Origin of the sequence: Streptomyces sp. NPDC057438, from assembly GCF_042802995.1 — a bacterium.
Classification (GTDB): Bacteria; Actinomycetota; Actinomycetes; order Streptomycetales; family Streptomycetaceae; genus Streptomyces.
Genome location: NZ_JBHVDD010000026.1, coordinates 22943 through 45110, shown reverse-complemented (window position 1 = coordinate 45110; position 22168 = coordinate 22943). Strand labels below are relative to the sequence as shown.

The window sequence follows — 22168 nt, the reverse complement described above, 5'->3', positions numbered from 1 at the left end:
GGCACTCTGCGCGACCGCGGCCGGAGCACGATGACCCGGGCCTGGGGCGTGGGCGGCCGGGGCTGCTGGACCTTGCGGCTGGACAGGGTTCATCCGCAGCAGCGGAATCGCCCGATGGAGATCGTCCTGCGCGACGGCCGACAGCGGGTGGTCGCGCTGCGTTTCCGGGTGTGTCCGGCATGCCGTACGGGGCGGATCCACGACGTCTGGGTCGACGAAGCCTGGCAGCGGCAGGGACTGGGCCGAGAGGCCCTCCAATCACTGCTCACTCTGCATCCCGGACACCGCTGGAGCACCACCCTGAAGACCCGGCAGGGGCGGGCCTTCTTCAGCGCGATGACCCGGGAGACGTCCACCGACTTCCCGGCCGCAGCCCCGTTGTGCCCTCATCTCAGGGGACGGTTCGGGCAGTTCGTGCACCGCATGACCGGTCGGTCCCCGGCGCCATGAACGGAGCCGGAGATGCGGCGGCCCGGCTCGGGCCGTGAGCACGGGCCCGGCCGTCTGCGACTATGGATCTCGCTCCGCGGGGAGTGTGTGACGGCAAGGGCGTCGACCTGTGCCGTCCTGGGCCGCGAGGCGTGACCGCCTGGCGCTGGAGGGGGATGTGTCCGAGGAGAACGACCGGCTCGCCGTGCTGTCCGCCCTGCCGTTCGCCATGATGGCCGCAGTGACGGTGGTCGACATCGCCACCGGACCGGCGGTGGGACTGCTGCCCTTGGTGTCGCTCGGACCGGCCTTCGCCCCGCTGGTCGGCGGCTGGCGGCGCACCCTGGGCATCGGTGTGATCGCGTTGCTGCTCACCGTCGGGCTGAGCGTGTACAACGACCTGTTCGACGCCGCGCGCGGCTACGTGAGCACGGCCTCGGTCATCGGCGTCACCGCGGCGGGACTCGTCGCCGTGTCCATGCGCCAGAAGCGGGAGGCAGAGCTGGCCAGCGTCCGCTCGATCGCCGAGGCCGCCCAACGGGTGCTGCTCAAGCCGGTGCCGCGCCTGGCCGGGCAGCTGCGCGCGGCAGTCTCCTACATGTCCGCCGTCGCCGAGGCCCGCATCGGCGGCGACCTGTACGAAGTGGTCGCCGCACCGCAGGGCGTGCGGGTGATCGTGGGCGACGTACAGGGCAAGGGACTGGACGCGGTGGAGACGGCGGCCATCGTCCTGGGCGCCTTCCGCGAGGCGGCCCTGGACGAGGCCGATCTCACTCAGGTCGGGTGCAGACTGGCGCGGTCCGTGGACCGGCAGCTGGAAGGGGAGAAGTTCGTCACCGCCATCCTCGCCGAAGTGCGCGACCGCGAGGTCACCTTCCTCAACTACGGCCACCCCGCACCCCTGCTGATCCGCGCCGACGGCTCCGCGACGCTCCCCGAACCGGCCGTCTACGCGCTCCCCCTCGGCCTGAGCGCCCACGGCCCGTCGGAAGCGGAGCCGTTCCAGGCCGACTTCCACCCGGGGGACCAGCTGCTGCTGTACACCGACGGGGTTACCGAAGCCCGAGACGGCGAAGGTCAGTTCTACCCGCTCGCTGACCGCGCTCCCCTGCTCAAGGAACGCGATCCGGAAGCGGCTCTGGAGACCCTGCGCCAGGACCTGCTCCAGCACGTCGGCGGCCCGCTGCAGGACGACGCCGCCATGCTGCTGCTCCGCTACCGGTGACCGGCCGGATCACACCTGACGGTCGACCACCGGGGGCGGATGGGCGAAGCGTGCTGTCCGCCTCCGCCCACCCCGCGGTCGTCCAGCACGGTGGTCTCCACGGTGGCCGGTCCGAGCCCCTGATGAGCGTGGCATCCCCGAGGCCCGTCATCTGCGCAGGCGACGCCGGCCGGCGGGAGAGCGATACGTCCGGTACGACATGTCAGGAGTTCCGCAGCCGGGAGCAGGCGGTGAAGACGAGCAGCGCCACAAGGACTCCCGCCTCGGCGGCCGCGGCGTCGGCGAGCAGCCGGTCCAGACGCGGGTGCAGGTGGTCGACCAGGACGAACACCACGGGGGAGCCGGTGAGCGCGGCGACCACGCCAGGGCCCCAGTAGGGGGGCCGGGTGTCCAGAACCATTGGGCCAGCAGCAACACCACCGAGGCGGTGAAGGGCAGTTGAGGCTCTCAGAGCAGGGCCAGAACAGGACAGGCCAGAGCGCACACGATCAAGCACGCCACCCTCACCCGGGCGGCCTCGCCCCACATCACCGGCCGTGTCTCAGACACCACGTCGCCTTCTCCTCGCTGTACCACGGCCATTGAGAGGTTTTTAACCTGAAATTGCAGGTCGCGGGGCTGGCGTGGGTCGTGGATGGGGTGCTCGTGCCGGTCAAAGACGTGATCGTCGGTAGGTGATCGTCCGTCAGCAGCTGACTTCCGCGTTCGTCAGCACGAGCTGGCGGCAGGTGACCTGGCAGAAGTAGAACCAGCAGGACGGCGGCCGGGCGTGGATCTGCACCCCGAGAGTCAAGGTTCCGGCCGCAGCCGTTGAGGGCTCTCGGCGGCCTGCTGCTGTGCTGCTGGCCCGCCTGCCGGCCGCCTGATCCCGTGCCGACTGGTACGTCGTGGGCATGCGGTATCCGGACGCGGACGAAGCTGATCACGGCGTCGGTGGCTGATGCTGAGGGGCGGTTCTGACGACGCCGTGACCTCTCATCCCTGGAGTCACCAACGACCGTCCCATCACCGGGCGTTCGGTCAGCCGGCGCACGCACCGGGAGTGCACGCGCCGTCCCGCACAACCGCAGTCCGGACAGGCAGGCGGTCGCCCGCACGACCGCCCTTCGACGGCGACTTGCTCCGCGGTGACGTGCACCGCCGTGACACGCACACCGATCCCGGGAAACAGCACATCCTCGATCACCACATCCCCCATACCAGGGCAATCCCCGCAAGAAACGTTCCCGCAGTCGCGCGACGACCTGGGGATTCACGGAATCACGACAGGTCCGGGAGTCGGGAGGGGAGGGCCGGGGCCGAGGTCGCGGCGCTCTGCAGCGTCTCACCCGGTGGGAAGAACCTGCGCCGATCCACCCACCGGCAATGAGGCGGCCGGAGTGCCCGTCACCGAAGGCAGCACCTCAGGAGCGTCCTCCGACTGCTCCACGGTCGTTCCCGTGTCTCCCGGGCGACCGCCCGTGTCGCCAGGGCGCACCGCCACCAGGATCAGGGCGGTGACGGTGGCCACGCCGAGCGCGCGGGCGGCGCGACGGCACTTGGCCCATCCGTCCAGTTCGTGCCATGCCTGGCCGATACGTGGTTCGTCCGGTTGCCAGAGCTCGCCGACCGCCTCCAGCCCGCCCTCGCCCACAGAACGCAGGGCAATCCGCTCGCGGGCGGAGGGCTCCCTGGGCGCGGACTTCCGGGTGGCGCGCTCGTTGTCCTTGAGGAACTGCTGCCACACGTCGTCCGGGAAGGACGACGTGTGGTCCGGATCCCCGGATGATCCGTCGCTGCCCGGCCGCTGAGTGGTCACCGCTCCCCCTGCGCACAACCTGTGGACGAAGGCAGGGGCGGAGAGAGCCACCCGAGCCAACGGGTCTCGAATGTACGCCCGCTGACGTCTCCGGTCGCTTTCGGATGCCGGCTGCTCTGCCTCATCAGCGCCTCCCGCCTTCCCGCACAGCCCGGTGACGGTCGGTGCCGTCTCGTGCTCACCTGGTGACCGCGACCGTGATGGCGAGGCTGACGAGGAGGAGCAGGAGGGGTCCCAGCGGCAGGCCGTGTTCGCGCGGTGTGCTTGATTCGGTGGGGCGCAGTTGCGGATGGGCGTGCAGGGCGGTGACCTCCTCGGTCATGCGGGCGTAGGACGGTCGCAGTCCCAGGCGGCGTTCGAGGCGCTGCTCCCCCAGGCCCGTCAGACGCCACGCGTCGCCGTCCGATCGGTGTATCTCCACGCCGCCCTCGTTGGTGTACTTGGCTGCCCGCAGCTGTTCCCATGGGACGTGCCGTACGGTCCAGGCCCCGGTCAGCCACAGACCGGTGCTGTCCGCGATGACGCGCCAGTTCAGGAGGATGGCCGCGAGGTTGATCAATATCGACAGTCCGAGGAAGGGGAGGAGGCCCCAGTCGAAGCCATCCGTCGCAAGGTCCTGTGCGGCGAGGGAGAGCCCAGTCGCCACGCCTGCGGTGAGGGCCAGTCCGACGGTCCGGGAAACGGGGCCCGGCCCCCACCGCACAGGGCGGCCGGTGGGCGTCAGGGTGGCGGCGATGCGGTCCGTCCGGGCCTGCATCTCTGGTTCTGTGGTGTCGGAATCGGTATCCGTGACGGCAGGGGCGTCCAGGAGGGGCTTCTTGCCGGTTCGAGGGAGCCGGACCGGGCCGACGGTATGGAGCGCGATCGGATCCCCCGCATGGTCTGTGGTGATGAGGACCAGTTCACCTCCCTCGTAGGGGGCGCCGAACAGGACCGCTTCGTGCAACCGCGTGTCGACCGAACAGTCCTCCTCCTCGTCCTCGACTTCGTGCTCGTGCTGGCCCTCGGCTTCGGTGCGGTCGGCCGGTTCGTCGTCCTCGCGGAGCGTGGTTGTGCAGAGACAGGTGAACAGCGCGGTGCGGCCGGCTGTGTCGTCGGCCGCATAGATCCAGGTGCGGCCTTCGTGGTCCGTGCGCTCCAGCACGCGTAGGGCGGGAACCGGTGCGCGACGCAGCGCCGCAGCACGGCGGCGGGCGAGGCCGCCCATCATGAGAAGGGACAGGCCGGGCAGTCCGGCGGCCAGCACCAGCAGCTGCCAGCCGAAGGCGTCGTACGGCTCGGCCACCAGACGCCGCCACGAGCCGTCCTCCAGGACGGTCACCGTGCTGCCGACGCGGTAGTCCTCGGGGTAGAACGCGTCGACGGTGATGCGCCGTGCGTCGTCGGCGCGGACCTGCACGCTCTCCTCGCCGCGGCTGATCACCTGCGCCGTGGTCTGCACGGACCGGGCCGCGTGCTGCTCGTCGGCGCGGATCCCGCTCAGCCCCAACAGGACCGCAACCGCGGCCACGGCACACAGGACCAGCCCGGCGGCGAACGGGAGCCTGCCTCGCGCGAGCGGTCCGACGGGCTCCGGCAGCCGGTGCCGCACTCCGGCGGCCCGGTCGGCGATCCGCCGCTGCCTGGACCGGGCGGCCAGCCGCTCGCGGGCCGCGGCCCAGCCGAAGGCCAGAGCCCCGATCACGGCGACGTTCGCGGCCTGGGACATCCGCCCGGCGCCCGGCAGCTCTCCCCACGCCACGACGGCCGCCAGGGCGGGCGCCGCGATCAGCGTGAGCTCCGGAAGCCGGGCGAGCCAGAACAGCAGCCCGACGGCCAGGCCCCCCGCGCCATGGGCACGGCCCATGTGGTCCGTGCCGGCGCTGTTGATCAGCGTCATATGGGCGACCGCGGTGGAACCGGTACCGCCGTGCAGCGATGCGGCGCCCTGCGGCCCGGACTGGGACGGCATGGCGGAAGTGGGCCGGCCTGGGCCCATGGGGCGGCGTCGGTGGACGACCAGGCGGGCGTACCCGCCGGAACGGCGCCCGGGGGTATCGGGACGGGAGTTTCGGACACGCGAGGATTATGCGGCAGGAGGCGGGCATTGCCGCCGCGGGCCGAACTCGGATCGGCCCGACGCCACCGGGCCAGAAGGCTGAGGCCGCTGCAGCACCCCCACCAGCACCTGCCTTGCGCGCGGTTATGGCCTGCGGTGTTCGGAAGTCGGCTCACGGCGTGAGGATGAGACACAGGTGATAGCGGGCCGGTATCGGCTGCGAACCACCATCGGGCGGAGCGCGATGGGCGAGGTCTGGCAGGCCCGCGACGAAATGCTGGGCACAGACGTCGCGGTCAAGGTCCTGCTCGCCCAGGGCTCCGACGCCACCGCCGCCGCCCGCTTCCGCCTGGAGGCCCAGACCGCGGGTTCCCTCAACCACCGCCACGTCGTCAGCGTCCACGACTTCGGCGCGCACGAGAACCAACTGTTCCTGGTCATGGAACTGGTCGACGGCGACAGTCTCCGCACACTGTCCGCCACGAGGCCGCTGCCCGCCGAGCAGGTGGCCCGCATCGCCGCCCAAACGGCCGCCGGACTGGCCGCCGCCCACCAACAGGGCATCGTGCACCGGGACATCAACCCGGCAACCTGCTCCTGGACGCCGACGGCACCGTCAACCAGGGCCCCGACAGATTCGAACTAAAGACTGTTCCCTGACCTTCCACCGGTCGCCCCACCAAGGCCGAGCACCTGCTCACCCCGGAGGCGATCGAGTCGTACCTGGCCACCGGCTGCCTGCACCTGGAGGAGCCCTCCCGCTCCAACCGCCGCTGCCGCCTCAACAAACTGCGCCGCGCCCTGCTCGGCCCCGACCTGATCACCGGCAACCCCGCCGCCTACTCCGGCTCGGACGCCTCCCGCCCCTACACACAGCCGGAACAGGCCCAGCTGTACGCCTCCGCCCGCGCCCAGCCCACCGACGAACTCCGTAACGGCCTCCTGACGCTCGCCCTCGGCTTCGGCTGCGCCCTGGACTCACCCGAGATCATTCACGACCTCGCGCAGGTCGCAGGAGCCCGGGTCCCCGGTCGCCGACCGCGCCACCCGCTCCTGCTTCCACGCGGTGACCAGCGGCTCGATCAACGCCCACTGCTCGTCGGACAAGTCGGTTGCGTACGGCATCCGTTCCATGCCTGCGACCCCATCATGCACACGACATAACGCGAGGGCAGAACCGTCCCATCACCCACGAACGGGACTTAACACCCTCTGAGGAAGCCTCGCGGGCACGCTGGATCGATGGCGGGCAGACCGTGTCCCGGCGCTGGCGCGCCCTGGTAGCCGCTCGCCGCGAGCACCTCCGCCAGCAGTAGCCAGCCACCTGACGCGGCCCGGGTCTCAGGTGCCCGAGACAAGACGGGCCGCAGCAGGGCCCCCAGCGGCCTGAATCCGTCCCAGCGTGACGGCATATGGCCGGATCGGGCCTCTGAAGTGGCGCGCATCGGGGCAGATCTTCCAGGTTGTCGAACGTTCCGAGTTCACTCAATCACTCAACGCGACAGTTTGGGGGCGTACGTGGCGCGGAGCCAGGATCTGTCCAACACGCTGACGATGCTGCACACCACACTCGTACAGACCAGCACGAATCTGCAGGACGCTCTGAGTAAGGGAATCGACAAGCTCGAAACCAGCGGCCAGGCAGCGCAGCGTGGCACCGCGGACACGGTGGTCGCCGAACTCGCGCGTATGCGCAACGACTTGCGGGACACCAGAAACCGGCTGGCAGCCAATCGCGACGAACTCAGCGAGGAAGTCCGCCAGGCGATCACACTCCTGCGCCGGGAGGTCCAACAGGTCAAGAGCACGGTCCAAGGCCGTCCCGCGGCAACGGTCGACGTGCCCGCCCCGCCAGCGGAGGCCACCGCGCCGATAGCCTCCGCCGTCCCGGACGCGGCCGTGCTGCCCAGCCCCGGAGCAGACAAGACAGCGCCCGTCGGCTTGCCCGCCTTCGCGGCAGCAGATGCGGGTTCCTCGCCGGCACACCCGCTCCCCGCGGTGCCCTCCCAGCGCGTCGATGCGGAGTACGAAGAAGAAACGCAGAGCAAGGAGGCGTTCCCCGCTCTCGGAGGGGACATCCAGCAGGTCGTTCGCGCCGCACTCGCTGACGAGATCGACGATCTGCGCACGCTCTTGACCGGCCTCAAGGAAGCCCACGATGCACAGGCCACCGCGCGCGAAGAACACCGCCGGGAGCTCGCTGCAGTCCGTCAGGAGCTGACAGCACTGACCACCGGATTCGGCGACTGGCAGAGCCAGCAAGCCACGGCCAGTGAAGGCGCCGGGACACCCGACGTCACCAAGGACCACAGCACCCTGCTGCAACAGGCCGCGCGCATCTCCTCGGCCGTCCTCGTCTGCCACCGCGACATGTGGGAGTTCGTCGCCGCCCATGCCGGGCGCCACCCGCACTTCCGTGTCCCCGGCCAGATCACCGACCACGGCAGCGAACGCGTCAGCGCAACCATCTCGGGACGTTCCCTGATCGCCGTTCTGATCAGCCTGTACAACGTCACGCACACCGCTGACGAAGGCGACGGCAACTGGGAACTGGCCACCACCCTCTACCAGCGCATCCATCACCAACTGACCGCCCTGGCTCCGGACGGGGATCCTGTCACCATCACGCTGGACGACCGATCACACACCGGCCTCGACGACGCGACGACGCCACTCGCCACCGACGCACCCGACGACCGGCCCGAAGCAACCAACGGCGACCAGCCGCCGCCCTCCTAGAAACGGCCGGCAGCCGTCCCGGACCAACGCAGTGCCGTCCAATGGATATACGACGTCGCGTGGTTGAGCCGGTTATGCATCAGCTGACCGTTGTGCTCGACGAACCTCTCGGCGGCCAGGCGAGCGGCGTGGCAGCGGGTACGTCGTCGGAGAGCAGCCCGCGCGCCAGCGGTGGCGGGCTTGGTCACCGTCCGGCGCGGTCACCTGTGCGCCAATCGATGGGCACTGCGGGCCCCGCCGAATCCGGCGGGGCCCGCAGACGGCTGCTGCTGTGGTCAGGGGGTGAGATCCAGTACGCGTACCGGCTCGCCCGTCCACCGGTTGGGGGCGGTGGTGGCGATGATCGCGCCGTCGGGCCGGTCCGGGGTGGGCTGCGCCGCGTACTGGCTGTGTGCTGCGGCCCAGGTCTTCTGCCGCGCGACGTCCAGGGCGGCGGCCAGGTCCAGATCGAGGACGGTGATGCCGGGAAGGGAAGCCAGGTGTTCGGCCGTCCCGGGACGGGCGCGATCAGCTTCCACTAATGCGCACGCCGGGGCGTACAGGAACCAGCCCGATTCGGCGTGGGCGCGGTGGATCAGACGGGAAGCGAGGACGTTGCCCTGGCCGGCTGCGGCCATCGCGGTGTCGTCCAGGACGATGTGCATGGCGTCGCTCACCGGCTGGTCACCTGGGCCAGGCGCCGGTCCAGCTCGCTGTCCAGGTCCTGTTCCTCGGCAGCGGTCGGCGCGTAGCCGTTCCACTCCTTCAACGCGGCCAGTGTCTTCTCCGCTCGCTCGGCACGCTCGGCCGGAGTCAGTAGCGTCTCAGCGAGACGGGCGAGATACGCGCGCAGCGAAAGACCCTCAGCGGCGGCTATGGCGGCCAGCCGGTCTTTGGCTTCCTCGGGGATACGGACGTTGGCATCTGACATTGTCGTACTCCTTCCCATCTCCAAGGGTACGGGTACGTACCCGTACCCGCTACGCGACCGATTCCGGTCAAAGCCCTGTCGTATGGCCGAATCCAGTGCAATGCTGTGACGACGGTGATCCTCCAACCCCCGTGGAGGCCCACCCTTGGCCCCGCCCGCGTGCTGTCACCTGGGCGGGGCCGGGCCCTACGAGAAGGCGATAGCCGCCGTTCAGGCCGCGTATGGCGTCCGTCTGGCCGTCCCGGGCGCCTCCTGGCCGGACGCCACGCCCGCGGACCCCCGCCCTGGCCCGCAGGACCTCGCCGACGGCTGGACGACCAGTTGCTGTTTCAATGGAAGCCCTACCCGGCCGTTCGCCTTCGGCTTCTGCAGACGGCTTCGGTGCTCTTTGTGCGGATGTGCCCTGATGGGGGGTTAGGCTGCGCGCGGGTAAGGCCGTCGGCGGGGAGGGGCAAGCAGGTCATGAGGCGTCAGCAGTGGTGGGGGCGGTGTCTGGCGGCTGTGGCCGTGATGGCGATGGCGGGGTGTACGGCGCTCGAGGACGGCGGGGTCGCTGGCCCGGAAGGCAGCAAGGCGTCCGAGTCGGGGGCCGAGGCCGGGCCCGGTGACAGCAAGGCGGGCCCGGATGACGGCACGCTGCCCGGAGTTCCGGACGCGGATACCGCGCGCACGCAGCTGGCCGGGCTGAAGGTGGCCGCACACGGCTCGATGACCGGCTACAGCCGCTCGAAGTTCTCCCACTGGGCAGAGCAGGGCGAGAACTGCAACACCCGCGAGGCGGTGCTCGAGCGCGACGGCACGGACGTGCAGCGCGATGAGGAGTGCCGAGCCACCTCCGGAAAGTGGGTCAGCGTCTACGACGACGTCACCGTTACGGATGCCTCGAGGCTCGACATCGACCACATGGTGCCCCTGGCCAACGCGTGGCGCTCCGGTGCCAGCACCTGGGACGCGGACAAGGGCAAGGCATTCGCCAACGACCTGACCCATCCGCAGCTGATCGCGGTGACAGCCTCCTCCAACCGGTCCAAGGGCGACCAGGGCCCCGATGAGTGGCAGCCGCCGGCCAAGACCTACTGGTGCACCTACGGGAGAGCCTGGACCGCGGTGAAGACCGCCTACGAGCTGACAGTCACCGAGGCGGAGAAGGACATGCTGGTCGAAATGCTGGACACCTGTACGTCATGACCAGTCCCGACAGCAGGCCCGTGCCCGAGCGGCTCCAGAGCGAGGTGACAGCCGGGCGCGGCGGTGCCATGACCGACGAGGTCGGCGTCATCACCGGCGACCTCACCATCGCCACCAGCCCACTGCCCGACGGGCGCGCCCAGATCGCGATCCAGTACACGGGTGCGGAGGAGTGGTACACCCTCACCGGCAGCCCCGCCCCTCTGCCGCCGGGCGGGCTGGCCGCGCTCCACACGGACGTCGTCCAGCGCGTCCGGCACGGAGGCGCGGCGCAGGCCCCGCAGTAGCCGGAACGCGGGAGGCTTGGCGACCGCGTTCCGCAGGGGGCTTCAGCAGGCGTAGGTCTTTCCGTCTGCTGCGGTGTTCCAGTTGCAGGAGCTGATGGTGCCGACGGCGGCGTTGTTGTCGGCGCTGCCGGGCTTCTTCAGTCGCAGGTCGGGGTTCTTGGCGGTACTGGTGTTGAGCAGCACGTGCCGGCCGTAGCCGCGGTAGATGTGGTGGCTGCCGCTTGACTCCTTGCGGTTGGTGCCGCTGCCGGTGTGCACGTATGCCTTCGCTTTGGCCGGCAGGCTGTAGGAGGGCAGCGCGCGGCCGTAAGTGTTCGTGGTGATGTCGGGGACGTAGCCGCCGGTGTTGACCGTCTTGGTGGTGACGTTCTTGATGACGAAGTACTCGCCGTTGAGATTGACCTGCTTGCCGTCCTTGACGTCGGCCCCGGCAGCGTTGGGCCGGACGTGCGTGACCATGAGAGCCCCGCTGGTGGAGGCCGCATGGACGGGCATCGGCCAAGCGATGACGGCCACAGCGGCCGCGACAAGGGCAGCCACACGTGAGGAACGGCGCAAAGGGGTGCCTTTCTCGTAACCGGGCACAGGCAGAACCCCGCGCCCAGGAAGCGGCGCCCAGTCTGCATCAAATAGCGGTCACACATGGTGAGATTCTGTGATTTGCATTCTCCTCGGTCACAGCCTGAACTTCGGGAACTCGGCAAGCCGCAGCCTCGTCGTGGTCGACGGGTGCGCTGCGGAGTGTGGGTAGCGGGCCCAGGATCTGCGCCAGGAGTTGACCCAACTATCCGGGTGATCTGTCCGATGCCCGCTGGGAGTTGATCGAGTCGGTCCTGGCGGCCTAGCGTTTCGAGCGCCGGCGGCGAGCGTGCAGGACTCCATCACCGACGGCCAGCTCCTGGACCAGGTCGCCACCGAACATCCCCGCATCTGGGTCGACGGCGGCTACCGCCAGCACCTCGTCGAGCACGCCGCAGGCCTCGGCATCGACATGGAAATCACTCAACGCAAGCCCGTGAGCAGGGGGTTCACCCTGATCCCGAAGCGGTGGGTGGTCGACGACCTACGGCTGGCTCATGCTCCACCGCCGCCTGGCCCGTGACTACGAAATCCGGCCCGCCCGCTCCGGAGCCGTGATCCATACCGCTATGGCAGACCTCACGGCCCGCCACCTCACCAGCGAGAACACCGTGCCGGTTCCGCGACCAGTCCCGCCTGGCTAACGTAGGTGTAGGCCCCCGGCAGTTCTTCTTCAATGATCTCGACCAGCCAGTCGAAGGCGGTCGGGCCATGTCCAGCACGAGCTTCCGCCAGCTTCGCGGCCATGCGGTCCCTGTTCGTCGGATGACAGCGAGCGAGCCACATCTCGAGCTGCCGTCCAGCCTCGTGGTGTCCAAGGGCACGGCGGGAGATTTCGTGGTTGCGCCACTCGATCATGAAGTCGCCGTCGTCCGGTGTCCCGAAGCCGCCGCGGAGACAGTCAGCGAAGGCATCAAGGTTCCGGCCGAAGTAACCGCCGCAGCCGATGCTCTCGCCGGCGACCCGCCAGAAGTCCTCCAGCGTCTTGACCTGGCTGCCGTCCAACACGTATCTCACCGTCACAGCCCGCAGATTACGTCCGGTCTCGCGGCCTGCCTATCCGTTTGAACCCGTCCTGGTCAGGCACGCTGAGGTGCGATGACTTTGTTCAGGTCGGAGCTCCGAGGCCGAGGACGCGGTTTCTCGTACTCGCGCTGGACCTTGCGCTGGGCAGGGACGACAAGGACACTCTTCCGCACAACCGAGCTGGATCCTGCCGAACGGTCCGCGCTCGACGGGAAGTCGGCGACCTTGCCCGGCATGTCGAAGGTGACCGACAGCTCCGGCGCGAGGGCGTCCTCCTCGATGGCGGTGTGATCGGGACAGGAGGTCGGCGACGGCAGGATAGACGCGCCGCGGCTGACGCCGTGGTCGCGAGCGAGGACCGCGATCGAGCGGCCCTCCAGGTACGAGGTGCGGACGTCGCCGGTCTTCGTGGCCGCCACGGGAGGCGAGGTCCACGCCGCTCACGGCTGTTCGCAGGGGGTGGTCTGCCCTGAGGCCGGAGAGGCCCGGCGCGGAGCGGGGTGGTGGGTGATGCCGTACTCGCGGGCGAAGTGGTTGGCTTCCATCGCTGATCCGGTCATCCGGTGCAGCCAGAACCCGTACGCCACCGACTCCATCTGTTCCGGCGTCAGGTACAGCAGCCACCGCCGCGCGCCGTGATCACTGCGGGCCGTACGCGTCTGCTCCGCCAGCCCTGCCGCCACCGGCACCCGCAGCTGGCCGGCCAGGCCCAGGAACTGACGCAGCGCCGCCATCTGCGAGGGCAGCAACTTCACCAGCCGCCGACCCGCATCCGGCTCGTCGACGGCGCTGCCGGGACGGGGTCGGGTGCGGGCGTAGAGCAGGAGGTCGTGTCCGGCCGGGGACAGGCGGGCCGCCCACAGCACCACGGTGCCCTCCCACGCCGACAGCTCCGCCCGGTCCTCCTTCGTGGCGATCTCCACCAGACCGCGGTCGGCAAGCCCCCGCACCTGCTGCTTCATCGCCAGCACATCCGCAGCCAGCACCCAGCCGTGCACCGACGCCTGCACCCGCTCATCCAGCGCCCCCAGCGCCGCAAGAACCTGCTCCCCACCCCGCACAACCGCCCCCTCCCCGTGAATCCGCGTTCGGGGCTCCAACGAGGCACCGCGGGCGGAGGAAACGACCATGCCGTCGCCCGGCCACTGCGTCTGACAAACCGCCCGGCTGCCGGGCCGGGCTGTGCCGAAGTCGACGTCCCAGCTTCCACGGCCGGCCTATTGGGTGAGGGAACGGCTCTCCCGTCCGGCTGGCAGGAGTATCAGGCTGTGAACGTCGAGATCGCTCCCGCGTGAGGCCTCCCGTACAACCAGGCCTCTGGTCCGCGCATCTGAGTCAGTGACCGCTTCAAGCGGCACCAGATTCCGGCGATCAGGAGGAGAACGTGCGCAAAGCCGTACTCGGGTTGTTCGTGGCACTGGCAGCGGTACTTGCGGTAACACCGCTCGCGGGCGCCGACCAGAACCAGACCGTCGCCTGCTGCGGCGTCACACCGCCCGGCCAACCGTAGAGGTCGCTCGCCAGCAGGAGATGGGCTGGACCTGGTTCGACTACGACAAGGAGATGTGATGCGCAAAGCAGTACTCGGCCTGATCGTGGCACTGGCCGCGCTGTTCGCGGTAGCTCCCCTCGTCGGCGCCAGCGCCGACGAGACCGAAACCGTTGCCTGCTGCGGCCCGCTGCCGCCCGGCCACCCGTAAAGGGCACCCCGTTTGGAATGAGTGCTGTGTGAGGGCTCGTCAGTTCACTGGCAGGCCCTTCCCTCTTGGTCCGGGCAGGCGGTCGCACGGCGACCGCCCGCACGGTGCGGGGCCGCTCGCCTTCTGCGACATGCTCCGCGACCGCCGACGCACGAGTGGGCCGGGCTGCCAGCTGGCGGTCGGAGGCCGTTCTCGGGGAGGCAGCCTGCTGTTACTCACTTTCGGGTGACGGCCCGAACCCCCCGCAGGGTGGCGCACCCTGGCGGAGAGACGCCGTGCCCTAACCCCTGCAAGACCTCCCCCGACCTGTGGGTACGTCAACGCAGCCACATGCGACATAGGTGGGCGTTACATCTGAGAGTCATGGAAATGTGGGCACCAGGTAACAGAGGCCATGTTCTCTCCGCGAGTGATCCGTGGTGTGGACAAGGTGTGTGTGCGGCCAGCCGGCCGCCGACGCCCACCACACCGGATCCCGGGGCCTGTTCAGGCTTCGGGGAAGGGTGTCCGCACCCTGAGGGGGACTCATGTCCGCTTCCGCTTCTGTCACCGCTCGCAGTCTCGTCGCCGCCGCGCTCGCCGCCGGCGCCGTGGTCTCCATGGTCACACTGCCGGCGTCGGCCGCCGACCACGCCCGGCCTGAGCGGTCGAGGGTGACGATCTCGGACGTCCAGTACGACTCCCCCGGCTACGACGACCGCTCCAACGGCCTCGGGGAACATCGGTACAGCGGTTATCGGTGAGAACGATCATGGTCAGGGCGCGAGTGCGCTGACCCTGTTCTCGTACTCTCGGCGGGCCTTGCGCTGGGCCGGCACTGCGGGAAGGCCCTGACCGCCGTCGAGCGGCTGACAGAGGGCGAGAAGCTGGCGGTGTACGGCGGGGACGGCGCTGACGCGCAGGGTGTAGCCCTGGCCGCGCCGCACGGTGACGCCCTGGTCGAGCGCGGCGCGCTCGGCGGGCTCCAGCTCGGCCGAGCGGAGGAAGTCGGCGACCTTGCCCGGCATGTCGAGGACGACTGGCAGCTCCGGGGCCGGGACGCCCGGGTCGTCGGCCGTGTGCTCGGGCAGGAGATCGGCGACGGCCGTGCGGATCGCGCCGCGGCTGACGCCGTGGTCGCGCGCGAGGGCGGCGATGGACCGGCCCCCCAGGTACGCGGTGCGGACGGTTTCGGTCTTCGCGGCCGCCACGGCGGGACGGCGTCCGCCCTTGCTGCCCCTGGCCTCGGCGGCGCGCAGTCCGTCGTAGGTCAGCTCGCGTTGGAGGTCGCGTTGGAGCTCGCCGGCGGCGGCGAGGGTCTGCACCATGAACTTCACGGTGGACAGCAGCTCGCCAGTGCGCGGGTGGCGGGCGGTGAGGTCCATCGCGGAGAACGCGCCGTCGTGGATGCGCAGCGCGAGGCGGTCGCGGTGGAGGACGTCGAGCACGTCGAGGATGTGGCCGGTGCCGCGTACGAGGCGGAACATCTCGGAGATGTGCACGGTGTCGCCGGGCCGCGCGTAGGTGAGTAGTTCGCCGAACTGCGGGCGCTGGAGGGGGTGGAGGCGGCTGGAGGTTCCCGGGTCCTCCTCGAAGACGACCGGGTCCTCGATGCCGGCCTCGTCCAGGACGAGGTCCTGGCGGGCGGTGGACTGTTGGTCGGTCGAGACCCGCTTGTAGACCAGGTTTGCCACTGCGGGCCCCTTCCGTACGGAGGAATGGACCCTATCTGTCGTCAAACCCTGTCAGCAATCATCATCGGATCTGATTGGATTCGGGCCGCCGCGAACCCCGGATTGCACGGGTTGATTGGACGCATCGGCTCCCTGTCGTCAAACGATCGTTTGCCGACAGATCGGTCCCGGCTGTGCGCCCGGCGCGGGCGGGGTGGATTGCGCGCCCCCGGCCCGCGTGGCGGCACCGCTCCTGATGGGGCCGGATGGCGTGCGCCACCGCGCACTCCGCAGGACGTATACGCGTCAATCGTGGCTGGTGTGCGCCTTTGCGGGCTCGGTCAACCGGGGGATGCTGGGGTGCGTTGCTGGGCGCCCTCCAACTGGCCGAGACCATGAATCGGGCCGCTACGGAAGGGTGAACCGTCGTGAGCACTTTGCCCACTGCCACGCCGCACGATCCGGCTCCGTCCTCACCGCCTGCTCCCGCACACGGCCGGCTGGACCTGCCATGGGTGCACCGTGAGCTCACCGCCGTGCTGAACGCCTTCATCGACGGCAAGACCAGCGAGGCCCGCCGCCAGGGTTTGCCGGTCGACATCCCCACCGTCCTGGGCAAGTTCTTGGCCTCCGGCGGCAAGCGGATTCGCCCCACGATGTGCGTGCTCGGCTGGCACGCAGCCGGCGGCACCGACAGCGTGCAGCCGGCAGTCAGAGCGGGTGCGTCCCTGGAGATGTTCCACGCCTTCTGTCTGATCCACGACGACGTGATGGACCACTCCGCCACGCGCCGCGGCCAGCCCACCGTGCACCGGGCCCTGGCCACCCACCACCACCACGGCCGTACCGTCGCGGCGGCCGATGCACTCGGCGAGTCAGCCGCCATTCTGGCCGGAGACCTCGCCCTGATCTGGTCGGACGAACTCCTGTACGGCCCGGACAGCGAACTGAGCCCAGCCCACCGAGAATGCGTACGACCCCTGGTCAACGTGATGCGCAGCGAGGTCATGTACGGCCAGTATCTGGACCTCACCGCCACCGGCCGCCCCACCACCGACGTCGAGCGGGCGCTGGCCATCGCGCGCTACAAGACCGCCAAGTACACCATCGAACGGCCCCTTCACATCGGCGCCGCCCTCGCCGGGGCTGGGAGGGAGATGCTGGATGCGCTCAGCGCCTATGCCCTGCCCCTGGGGGAGGCGTTCCAGCTCCGCGACGACATCCTCGGAACCTTCGGCGATCCTGCCGAAACCGGCAAACCCCGCCTGGACGACCTGCGCCAAGGAAAGCACACGGTCCTGCTCGCCCTCGCCCTCCAGCGTGCTGATTCCGCCGAGTGCGAGGCCCTCCACGCGCTGGTTGGTGATCCCCGTCTCGACGAGGACGCCGCTGCCCGCATTCGCCACATCATCACCGCCACCGGCGCCCGCGCCGCGGTCGAGGACATGATCCGTGTGCGTCGTGAGCAGGCCGGACGGGCACTGCTGACAGTGCCTGTCGCTCCAGCCGTCGAACAGAGCCTGCAAGAGTTCGCCGACGCCGTCACTGGGAGGACCACGTGAATGCCCGCTTGGCGCCGCTGTCACAGATTCCCCAAGGAAGGAAGGAAGGCAATGGGCTGGCCTTTTTTGACGGAGAACTGACGCCCGGCACTCCGATCGCCCTGCACTTCGATGCCGGCACGGTCGCGATGAACGGACAGGAAGCCGTCCTGGACTACACGGCCGCGTGCGCGACCTATTTCGGTGAATCAGCTATGCCGCACCCAGCCGCTGTGGAAGAGCTCGTTTCCACCTGCCAGGCCGAAATGCAGGTTTTCTCCCCTGAAGACGATCGCTACGTGGCGGCAGCCAGCCGTATGGGTGCCGCATGGACGGCCTATGCCTTTCCTGACGTCTCCCCGACGTCCCCCCTGATGGCCACCACGGCACTGCTCAACACCGGACTGTTCATGCACGACGACGGAGTCGATCCCGATCCCCGCGCAGCCCCCGACTCAGTCTTTGAGCGTCTCCGCAGCCTGGAGGAAATCGATCAGGTCATCCTGGACATGTTCCGCGACGACCGGCCCCCTGACCCCGTGAGCACCGCCAGGCCCTACCCCCACGGGGCCGCCCTTCTCGGATGCCTGCGCGAAGCCGCCGTCCGCTACGCCGCGCACATGCCGGGCTGGCAGTCCCGCAAACAGGTCTTCGTTGAATCCCTCAAGGAATATCTCGACGCAGGTGAATGGGCACTGCGCGAGTACGCAGAAACACGCGTGTGGCCCCCGGACGTCAACACCTTCCTTTTCCAGCGAGAATTCGAAGGGGCCGGGAATCTCGCGTACGAACAAGCCGCGCTCCTCAACGCGGTCGACCTCCCGCCCAGCCTCCAAAACCTCCTGGAAATCAAGCGTTTCCGTCAGGCAGCCACATACGCCGTTCTGCTCGGACATGATGTGATGGGATTGGCCAAGGACATCAGAAACGGCAACCCCAGCAACCTCGTCATGGTCCTGCACCAAGAAGGCAGCCTCACGTTGCAGGAAGCCTGCGACAAGGTGATGGCCATGCAGCACCACGAGGCTATGGAGACCATGCGCCTGGCGAAAGCACTGTGCCGCCGCCATCCCGACCTCACCGGCTACACCCGAGCGGTAAGGCTAACCGTCGAAGGAACCTTCCGCGCATACGCCTTCGCTGCCCGCTACGGACCGCACGGCCTGCGGATCCGCGGCATCCGCACCAGCCCGGCCGGACATACACATGCGCTATGAGCGGGTCTGCGCATCACTGGCCGCGCCCGCCGCTCCGATCGCTGGGTTCACGGTCGCGTCCATGCCCCGGCACTCATCTCCCGCGAGGTTGCCACCGGCCACGCCGTGGCGGCCGCGAAGCGACTGACCAGGGCAAGGACTCGCGAGCTCATCACCGACGTGGTCAGCCGCCCTTAGTCCTGTTCGTCCCCGTCCTCGTCCAGCTCCGGTGCGTCCGGGTCGCGCAGCGGGCGCAGGGCACCGGCGGCCGGCGTCGAGGCGGTGAAGCTGTAGCGGCCGAGCAGGTTCAGGTTCTTGTGCTTGAGCGGAGAGAGCCGGGCGATGTCCTCGTCCCGGATCTCGTGGCCCTCGGCGCGGAGCTGGCTGACGGCGGCGTCGAGGTACTTCGTTGTCCAGAGCACGATGGCGTTGAGGACCAGGCCGAGCGCGCCGAGCTGGTCCTCCATGCCGTCGCGGTACGCCTGGTGGATGGTGCCGCGCTTGCCGTGGCACACGTCGCGGGCGAGCTTGTGGCGGGACTCCTGCACAGTGAGCTGCCGGTTCATCTGACGGCGGTAGGTGTCGTCGACCGGGTCGACCACGCGCAGCAGGTGCTCGGTCTTGGCGATCCGCCCGTACTCCACGAACGCCGCCCCGAGCGGGGTCGGGCGACCGTCTCGGCCGAACATGCGCAGCAGGTCGTAGGCGCGGACCTGGTTGGTGACCAGGGAGCCGGCGACCTTGAGCATGTCCGGCCAGTGCGTGATCACCTTGTTCAGGTTCACGCGGTTGCGGGCCAGATCCTCCAGCGCGCCGTACGTTCCGGTCTCGACCCCGGGCATCGTGGCCCGCCAGAACCGCTGATCGTCCAGGTCGCGGAACCGGGGGCTGAAGTTGTAGCCGAGGATCTTGAACAGGCCGAACACCATGTCGGAGTACGAGGCGTTGTCGGTGGCCACCATCTCCGGCTTCACGCCGCCGTCCAGGTTCAGCAGCGCGTCCAGGATGTGCAGGGAGTCGCGCGGGGTGCCAGGCACCACCATCTGCCCGATGCCCGCGACCTGGTCGTTGACGGCGTTGAGCCAGGTGATGCCCCGCTTGAACCCGAAGTACTTTGGCGACGGAGCGGCGCTGATGGTGCGGACGGGGACGACGAACCGCAGCCCGTCCACCGAGGCGAGCAGGCCCTCGCCCCAGAACTTCACGATGGGCACCTCGGCCTGGGCCGCGATGAGCCGTGCGTTCGCGGCGGCGATGGTGTCGGCGCGCAGGTAGTACTGGTCGACGTGCACGAGCCGGGCCCGAGTCAGGGCCTCATGGGCGGGGTTGACCACCGGGGCCAGGCCGATGTTGCACGCCTCCGACACCAGCAACGCGACCACCGAGGTGGGCAGGTCCTTCATCCGGGTCGTGCCGTCCCCGAGGTGCACGAACGTGTCGAGGAACCCGGTCCAGGCGTTCACCTCGAACAGCAGGTCCGGCAGGTCGATCTTCGGGAGCATCCTCTCGACGCGCCCCCGCAACCAGGTCAGGGACTTCGGCTCGCCGAGCGCCCCGAGCCCCGCGACGTTCAGCTTCACCCGCCCGTCGTCCTGCACCTCGATGGAGACCTTCGCCGCCGGCCCCGCCTCTTCCAGACGTTCGGCGAGCTGCTTCCACCCGGCGTCCAGGCCCCGCACCAGCTCCGCCAGGTGCTCGGTCACGGGCATGTCCAGGCTCAGCCCGGCCAGCACGTCCTCCTCGACCGCGTCCCAGTCGGGCCCGTCCAGTAGGCGGGCCCGCGGGTTGGACCAGCGGTGCGACGGGGCGGCGAACACGTCGCGGCTGTTCAGGGCCCGGTGCAGCTGCTCCAGCACGCACACCACGTACGCGTCCCGGTCCACCGCACCCTGCGGCAGATCAGGGTTGGCGTACACCGCCTTGCGCCACGCCGGCGGCACGAGCTTGTCGTCCACCTCCCGCGGCAGCAGCGGCTTGACCCCCACCTTCCGCCGGGCCAGCGCCGGAAGGCCGCGCACCCCGGCCAGGACCCGCTTGCCGGCGCTCGCCGCGTCCAGCGCCTTCGACTCGCCCAGCAACGCGAGGAACGGGCGCACCGTGGCGTACCGGTTCGCCAGCGCGGCCCGCATGGCAACCTCGGCCGAGTCCTCGTCCTCGGGCACCAGCGAGACCACGGTCGCGGCCGCCGTCATCACGGCGGCGCGCGGCGCGACCTCCTCCACCGCCGCCCACAGCGCCGCGACGTCCAGGTCCGCCGCCTGCTCCTCGACCAGCTCCAGTTCCTCGAACAGCACCTTCGCCGCCCGCGCGAGCACCCGTGACGCCTTCTCCAGCTGCGGCAGTGTCGACAGCCGCTCCTTCTCCGTCTTGCGTTTCGCGGTGTTCAGCAGCCGGGTGGCCATCAGGACCTGGAACAGGTCCAGGGCCTCGTCGATGGCCTTCGCCTCCAGGTGCCGCATCACCGCGGTGAGCATCGCCGTGCGCTTCGGTTCCGCCGCCCGTTCCAGCAGCGGCGCCTTCGACCCCAGCGCGTACCGGGCCAGCGCCGCCATCCGGTTCGGCGGGATCTGCGACAGCCTCAGCCGCCCGAGCCGGTACGCGCCGATCTCGTCCACCCGCTCCAGCGCTCGGGCGAACGCCGTGCCCGTCGTCCGCGTCGGCGGCCGGCGCAGCCGCTCCAGCTCCGAGAACCGCGAGCCCTCCGGCGTCTTCAGCGTCGCCACCAGATCCCCGGGCAGCGCCGGGTCCGCGCGGCGGGCGGCGCCCGCGACGGTGGCGTGCAGCCGCTTCTCCGCGACCGTCCGCGCCTCCGCCACCTGCCGGGCCAGCACGGACACCCCGGGCAGCAGGACCCGGTGACGGCGCAGCCAGCCCACCGCGTGGTCGAACAGCGCCTTCGGGCCCTCGGCGTGCGTCCACGCCCGCCCGTGCAGGAATGTACGGAACCGCCGGCCCCACTCGGCGTCCTCGTAGGGGTGGTAGCCGTAGGCGTCCCGGATCTCCCACGCGTGGTCGTACAGCGTCTGACGTCGCTCCGTGTACCGCTTGACCACCGACGGGTCCTCGATGCCGAGCTGCACGGCCAGGTGCTCGACCACCGGCCACGGCACCGCGAGCGGGTCCTCCAGGAACAGCCCGACATACCGAACCGTGCACATCTGGAGCGCGAACCCGAGCCGGTGATGCTCCGTCCGCCGCAGGGCGATCAGGTCCCGGTCCACGTCATCCAGGAAGAAGAACCGCTCCAGCTCGGGCCTCGTCGGCTCCTCGGCGAACGTCCCGTACGCCTCGGCCTGCTCATCGCTCAGAAATTCCACCGGCACGAGCCGGACCGTAGCCAGCCCCGGACCAGGCCCGGAGGCGTTTCACCGAACCCCAGCGGCGAAGTGGATCACTGTGCTAGACGGCCATGATCGTTCTCACCGATAACCGCTGTACCGATGTTCCCCGAGGCCGTCCAACCGCTCCCTGAACCGGGAGTGGGTGGAGATCACCAACAACGCCCGCCGCAGCGTCAACCTCGACGGCTGGACCCTCCAGGACGAGGACGGCCACACCTACACCTTCGAGGACTACCGCCTGGAGGGCCGTACCACGGTCCGTATCCACACCGGACGCGGACGCGACACCGACACCGACCTCTACCAGGACAGCCGCCGCTACGTCTGGGACAACCGCTCCGACACCGCCACCCTCCGCAACGACCGCGGACGCCACATCGACAGCGACTCCTGGGGCCACCACAACGGCGGAGGCGGCGGCCACTACAACAAGGGTGGCAGCCGCCACTGACCCAACACCACGCGCACACCCCGATAACGACAAGGACGCGCCCGGCCACACACGGCCGGGCGCGCCCC

General features: G+C 69.7%; 19 protein-coding genes and 5 pseudogenes. 12 read left to right on the top strand and 12 right to left on the bottom strand.

The window, feature by feature from the left end:
• The first annotated feature begins 30 nt into the window (after positions 1–30).
• Both ACFU5F_RS17015 and ACFU5F_RS17010 read left to right on the top strand, forming a co-directional pair.
• Entirely contained in the window at positions 31–450 is a 420-nt protein-coding gene (locus ACFU5F_RS17015; RefSeq protein ID WP_383887575.1) for a GNAT family N-acetyltransferase, read from the top strand.
• 208 nt (positions 451–658) lie between these two features.
• The gene (locus ACFU5F_RS17010) at positions 659–1654 is read left to right on the top strand and encodes a PP2C family protein-serine/threonine phosphatase (protein WP_383887659.1); all 996 of its coding nucleotides are present in this window, start codon (positions 659–661) and stop codon (positions 1652–1654) included.
• A 202-nt stretch (positions 1655–1856) separates the two neighbouring features.
• On the opposite strand, the gene ACFU5F_RS17005 is transcribed toward ACFU5F_RS17010, so the two are convergent.
• The 3 genes from ACFU5F_RS17005 to ACFU5F_RS16995 all read right to left on the bottom strand — a co-directional run bounded on the left by ACFU5F_RS17005 (position 1857) and on the right by ACFU5F_RS16995 (position 5403).
• Complete coding sequence (locus tag ACFU5F_RS17005) at positions 1857–2054, bottom strand: hypothetical protein (protein ID WP_383887573.1); 198 nt, start codon at positions 2052–2054, stop codon at positions 1857–1859.
• A gap of 924 nt (positions 2055–2978) precedes the next feature.
• Positions 2979–3452: a hypothetical protein gene (locus ACFU5F_RS17000; RefSeq protein ID WP_383887571.1), complete on the bottom strand. Its 474-nt coding sequence runs from the start codon at positions 3450–3452 to the stop codon at positions 2979–2981.
• 178 nt (positions 3453–3630) lie between these two features.
• A complete protein-coding gene (locus ACFU5F_RS16995; RefSeq protein ID WP_383887569.1) occupies positions 3631–5403 on the bottom strand; it encodes a hypothetical protein in 1773 nt (590 codons plus the stop codon).
• Between the two features lie 331 nt (positions 5404–5734).
• Between ACFU5F_RS16995 and ACFU5F_RS16990 the strand changes: the two are divergent.
• Positions 5735–6117 (top strand): annotated as a pseudogene (locus ACFU5F_RS16990) (serine/threonine-protein kinase); the annotation flags it as partial.
• Between the two features lie 357 nt (positions 6118–6474).
• Here ACFU5F_RS16990 and ACFU5F_RS16985 read toward each other — a convergent pair.
• Positions 6475–6624 (bottom strand): annotated as a pseudogene (locus tag ACFU5F_RS16985) (IS5/IS1182 family transposase); the annotation flags it as partial.
• Between the two features lie 384 nt (positions 6625–7008).
• On the opposite strand from ACFU5F_RS16985, the gene ACFU5F_RS16980 reads away from it, so the two are divergent.
• The gene (locus ACFU5F_RS16980) at positions 7009–8229 is read left to right on the top strand and encodes a hypothetical protein (protein ID WP_383887567.1); all 1221 of its coding nucleotides are present in this window, start codon (positions 7009–7011) and stop codon (positions 8227–8229) included.
• Between the two features lie 275 nt (positions 8230–8504).
• Here the strand turns inward: ACFU5F_RS16980 and ACFU5F_RS16975 are convergent, their stop codons facing one another.
• Together ACFU5F_RS16975 and ACFU5F_RS16970 are read right to left on the bottom strand one after the other, a co-directional pair.
• Positions 8505–8873 carry a hypothetical protein gene (locus ACFU5F_RS16975; protein WP_383887657.1) on the bottom strand — a complete coding sequence of 123 codons (369 nt, stop codon included), beginning with the start codon at positions 8871–8873 and terminating at the stop codon, positions 8505–8507.
• An 8-nt stretch (positions 8874–8881) separates the two neighbouring features.
• Positions 8882–9139 (bottom strand): hypothetical protein, encoded by a 258-nt coding sequence (locus ACFU5F_RS16970; protein ID WP_383887565.1) that lies wholly within the window; start codon positions 9137–9139, stop codon positions 8882–8884.
• Between the two features lie 510 nt (positions 9140–9649).
• Here ACFU5F_RS16970 and ACFU5F_RS16965 point away from each other — a divergent pair.
• Entirely contained in the window at positions 9650–10327 is a 678-nt protein-coding gene (locus ACFU5F_RS16965; RefSeq protein WP_383887655.1) for an HNH endonuclease family protein, read from the top strand.
• A complete protein-coding gene (locus ACFU5F_RS16960) occupies positions 10324–10614 on the top strand; it encodes a hypothetical protein (protein WP_383887563.1) in 291 nt (96 codons plus the stop codon). The genes ACFU5F_RS16965 and ACFU5F_RS16960 overlap by 4 nt, the downstream gene beginning before the upstream one ends.
• Positions 10615–10656: 42 nt before the next feature.
• Here the strand turns inward: ACFU5F_RS16960 and ACFU5F_RS16955 are convergent, their stop codons facing one another.
• Positions 10657–11109, bottom strand: a complete 453-nt coding sequence (locus ACFU5F_RS16955) for a hypothetical protein (RefSeq protein WP_383887562.1) — start codon at positions 11107–11109, stop codon at positions 10657–10659.
• Positions 11110–11455: 346 nt separating this feature from the next.
• Here ACFU5F_RS16955 and ACFU5F_RS16950 point away from each other — a divergent pair.
• Positions 11456–11837 (top strand): annotated as a pseudogene (locus tag ACFU5F_RS16950) (IS5/IS1182 family transposase); the annotation flags it as partial.
• On the opposite strand, the gene ACFU5F_RS16945 reads toward ACFU5F_RS16950, so the two are convergent.
• From ACFU5F_RS16945 to ACFU5F_RS16935, 3 genes are read right to left on the bottom strand one after another with little or no spacing between them, the layout of a single operon-like run.
• Positions 11788–12216: a barstar family protein gene (locus tag ACFU5F_RS16945; protein ID WP_383887560.1), complete on the bottom strand. Its 429-nt coding sequence runs from the start codon at positions 12214–12216 to the stop codon at positions 11788–11790. The pseudogene ACFU5F_RS16950 and the gene ACFU5F_RS16945 overlap by 50 nt on opposite strands.
• Positions 12217–12272: 56 nt before the next feature.
• On the bottom strand, positions 12273–12638 hold the full coding sequence (locus ACFU5F_RS16940; RefSeq protein WP_383887558.1) for a hypothetical protein: 366 nt from the start codon (positions 12636–12638) through the stop codon (positions 12273–12275).
• 21 nt (positions 12639–12659) lie between these two features.
• On the bottom strand, positions 12660–13280 hold the full coding sequence (locus ACFU5F_RS16935; RefSeq protein WP_383887556.1) for a DUF6417 family protein: 621 nt from the start codon (positions 13278–13280) through the stop codon (positions 12660–12662).
• Between the two features lie 507 nt (positions 13281–13787).
• Here ACFU5F_RS16935 and ACFU5F_RS16930 point away from each other — a divergent pair.
• Positions 13788–13919, top strand: a complete 132-nt coding sequence (locus ACFU5F_RS16930; protein ID WP_383887554.1) for a hypothetical protein — start codon at positions 13788–13790, stop codon at positions 13917–13919.
• A gap of 527 nt (positions 13920–14446) precedes the next feature.
• Positions 14447–14626 (top strand): annotated as a pseudogene (locus ACFU5F_RS16925) (lamin tail domain-containing protein); the annotation flags it as partial.
• Positions 14627–14674: 48 nt separating this feature from the next.
• On the opposite strand, the gene ACFU5F_RS16920 reads toward ACFU5F_RS16925, so the two are convergent.
• A complete protein-coding gene (locus ACFU5F_RS16920) occupies positions 14675–15592 on the bottom strand; it encodes a recombinase family protein (protein WP_383887552.1) in 918 nt (305 codons plus the stop codon).
• A 407-nt stretch (positions 15593–15999) separates the two neighbouring features.
• Here ACFU5F_RS16920 and ACFU5F_RS16915 point away from each other — a divergent pair, with 407 nt between their 5' ends.
• A complete protein-coding gene (locus ACFU5F_RS16915) occupies positions 16000–17133 on the top strand; it encodes a polyprenyl synthetase family protein (protein WP_329449156.1) in 1134 nt (377 codons plus the stop codon).
• Positions 17130–18329 carry a terpene synthase family protein gene (locus ACFU5F_RS16910; RefSeq protein ID WP_383887550.1) on the top strand — a complete coding sequence of 400 codons (1200 nt, stop codon included), beginning with the start codon at positions 17130–17132 and terminating at the stop codon, positions 18327–18329. The genes ACFU5F_RS16915 and ACFU5F_RS16910 overlap by 4 nt, the downstream gene beginning before the upstream one ends.
• Before the next feature lie 173 nt (positions 18330–18502).
• Here the strand turns inward: ACFU5F_RS16910 and ACFU5F_RS16905 are convergent, their stop codons facing one another.
• Positions 18503–21631, bottom strand: a complete 3129-nt coding sequence (locus ACFU5F_RS16905; protein WP_383887548.1) for a Tn3 family transposase — start codon at positions 21629–21631, stop codon at positions 18503–18505.
• Positions 21632–21764: 133 nt separating this feature from the next.
• Between ACFU5F_RS16905 and ACFU5F_RS16900 the strand changes: the two are divergent.
• A pseudogene (locus tag ACFU5F_RS16900) lies at positions 21765–22100 on the top strand (lamin tail domain-containing protein); the annotation flags it as partial.
• Between the last annotated feature and the right edge of the window lie 68 nt (positions 22101–22168).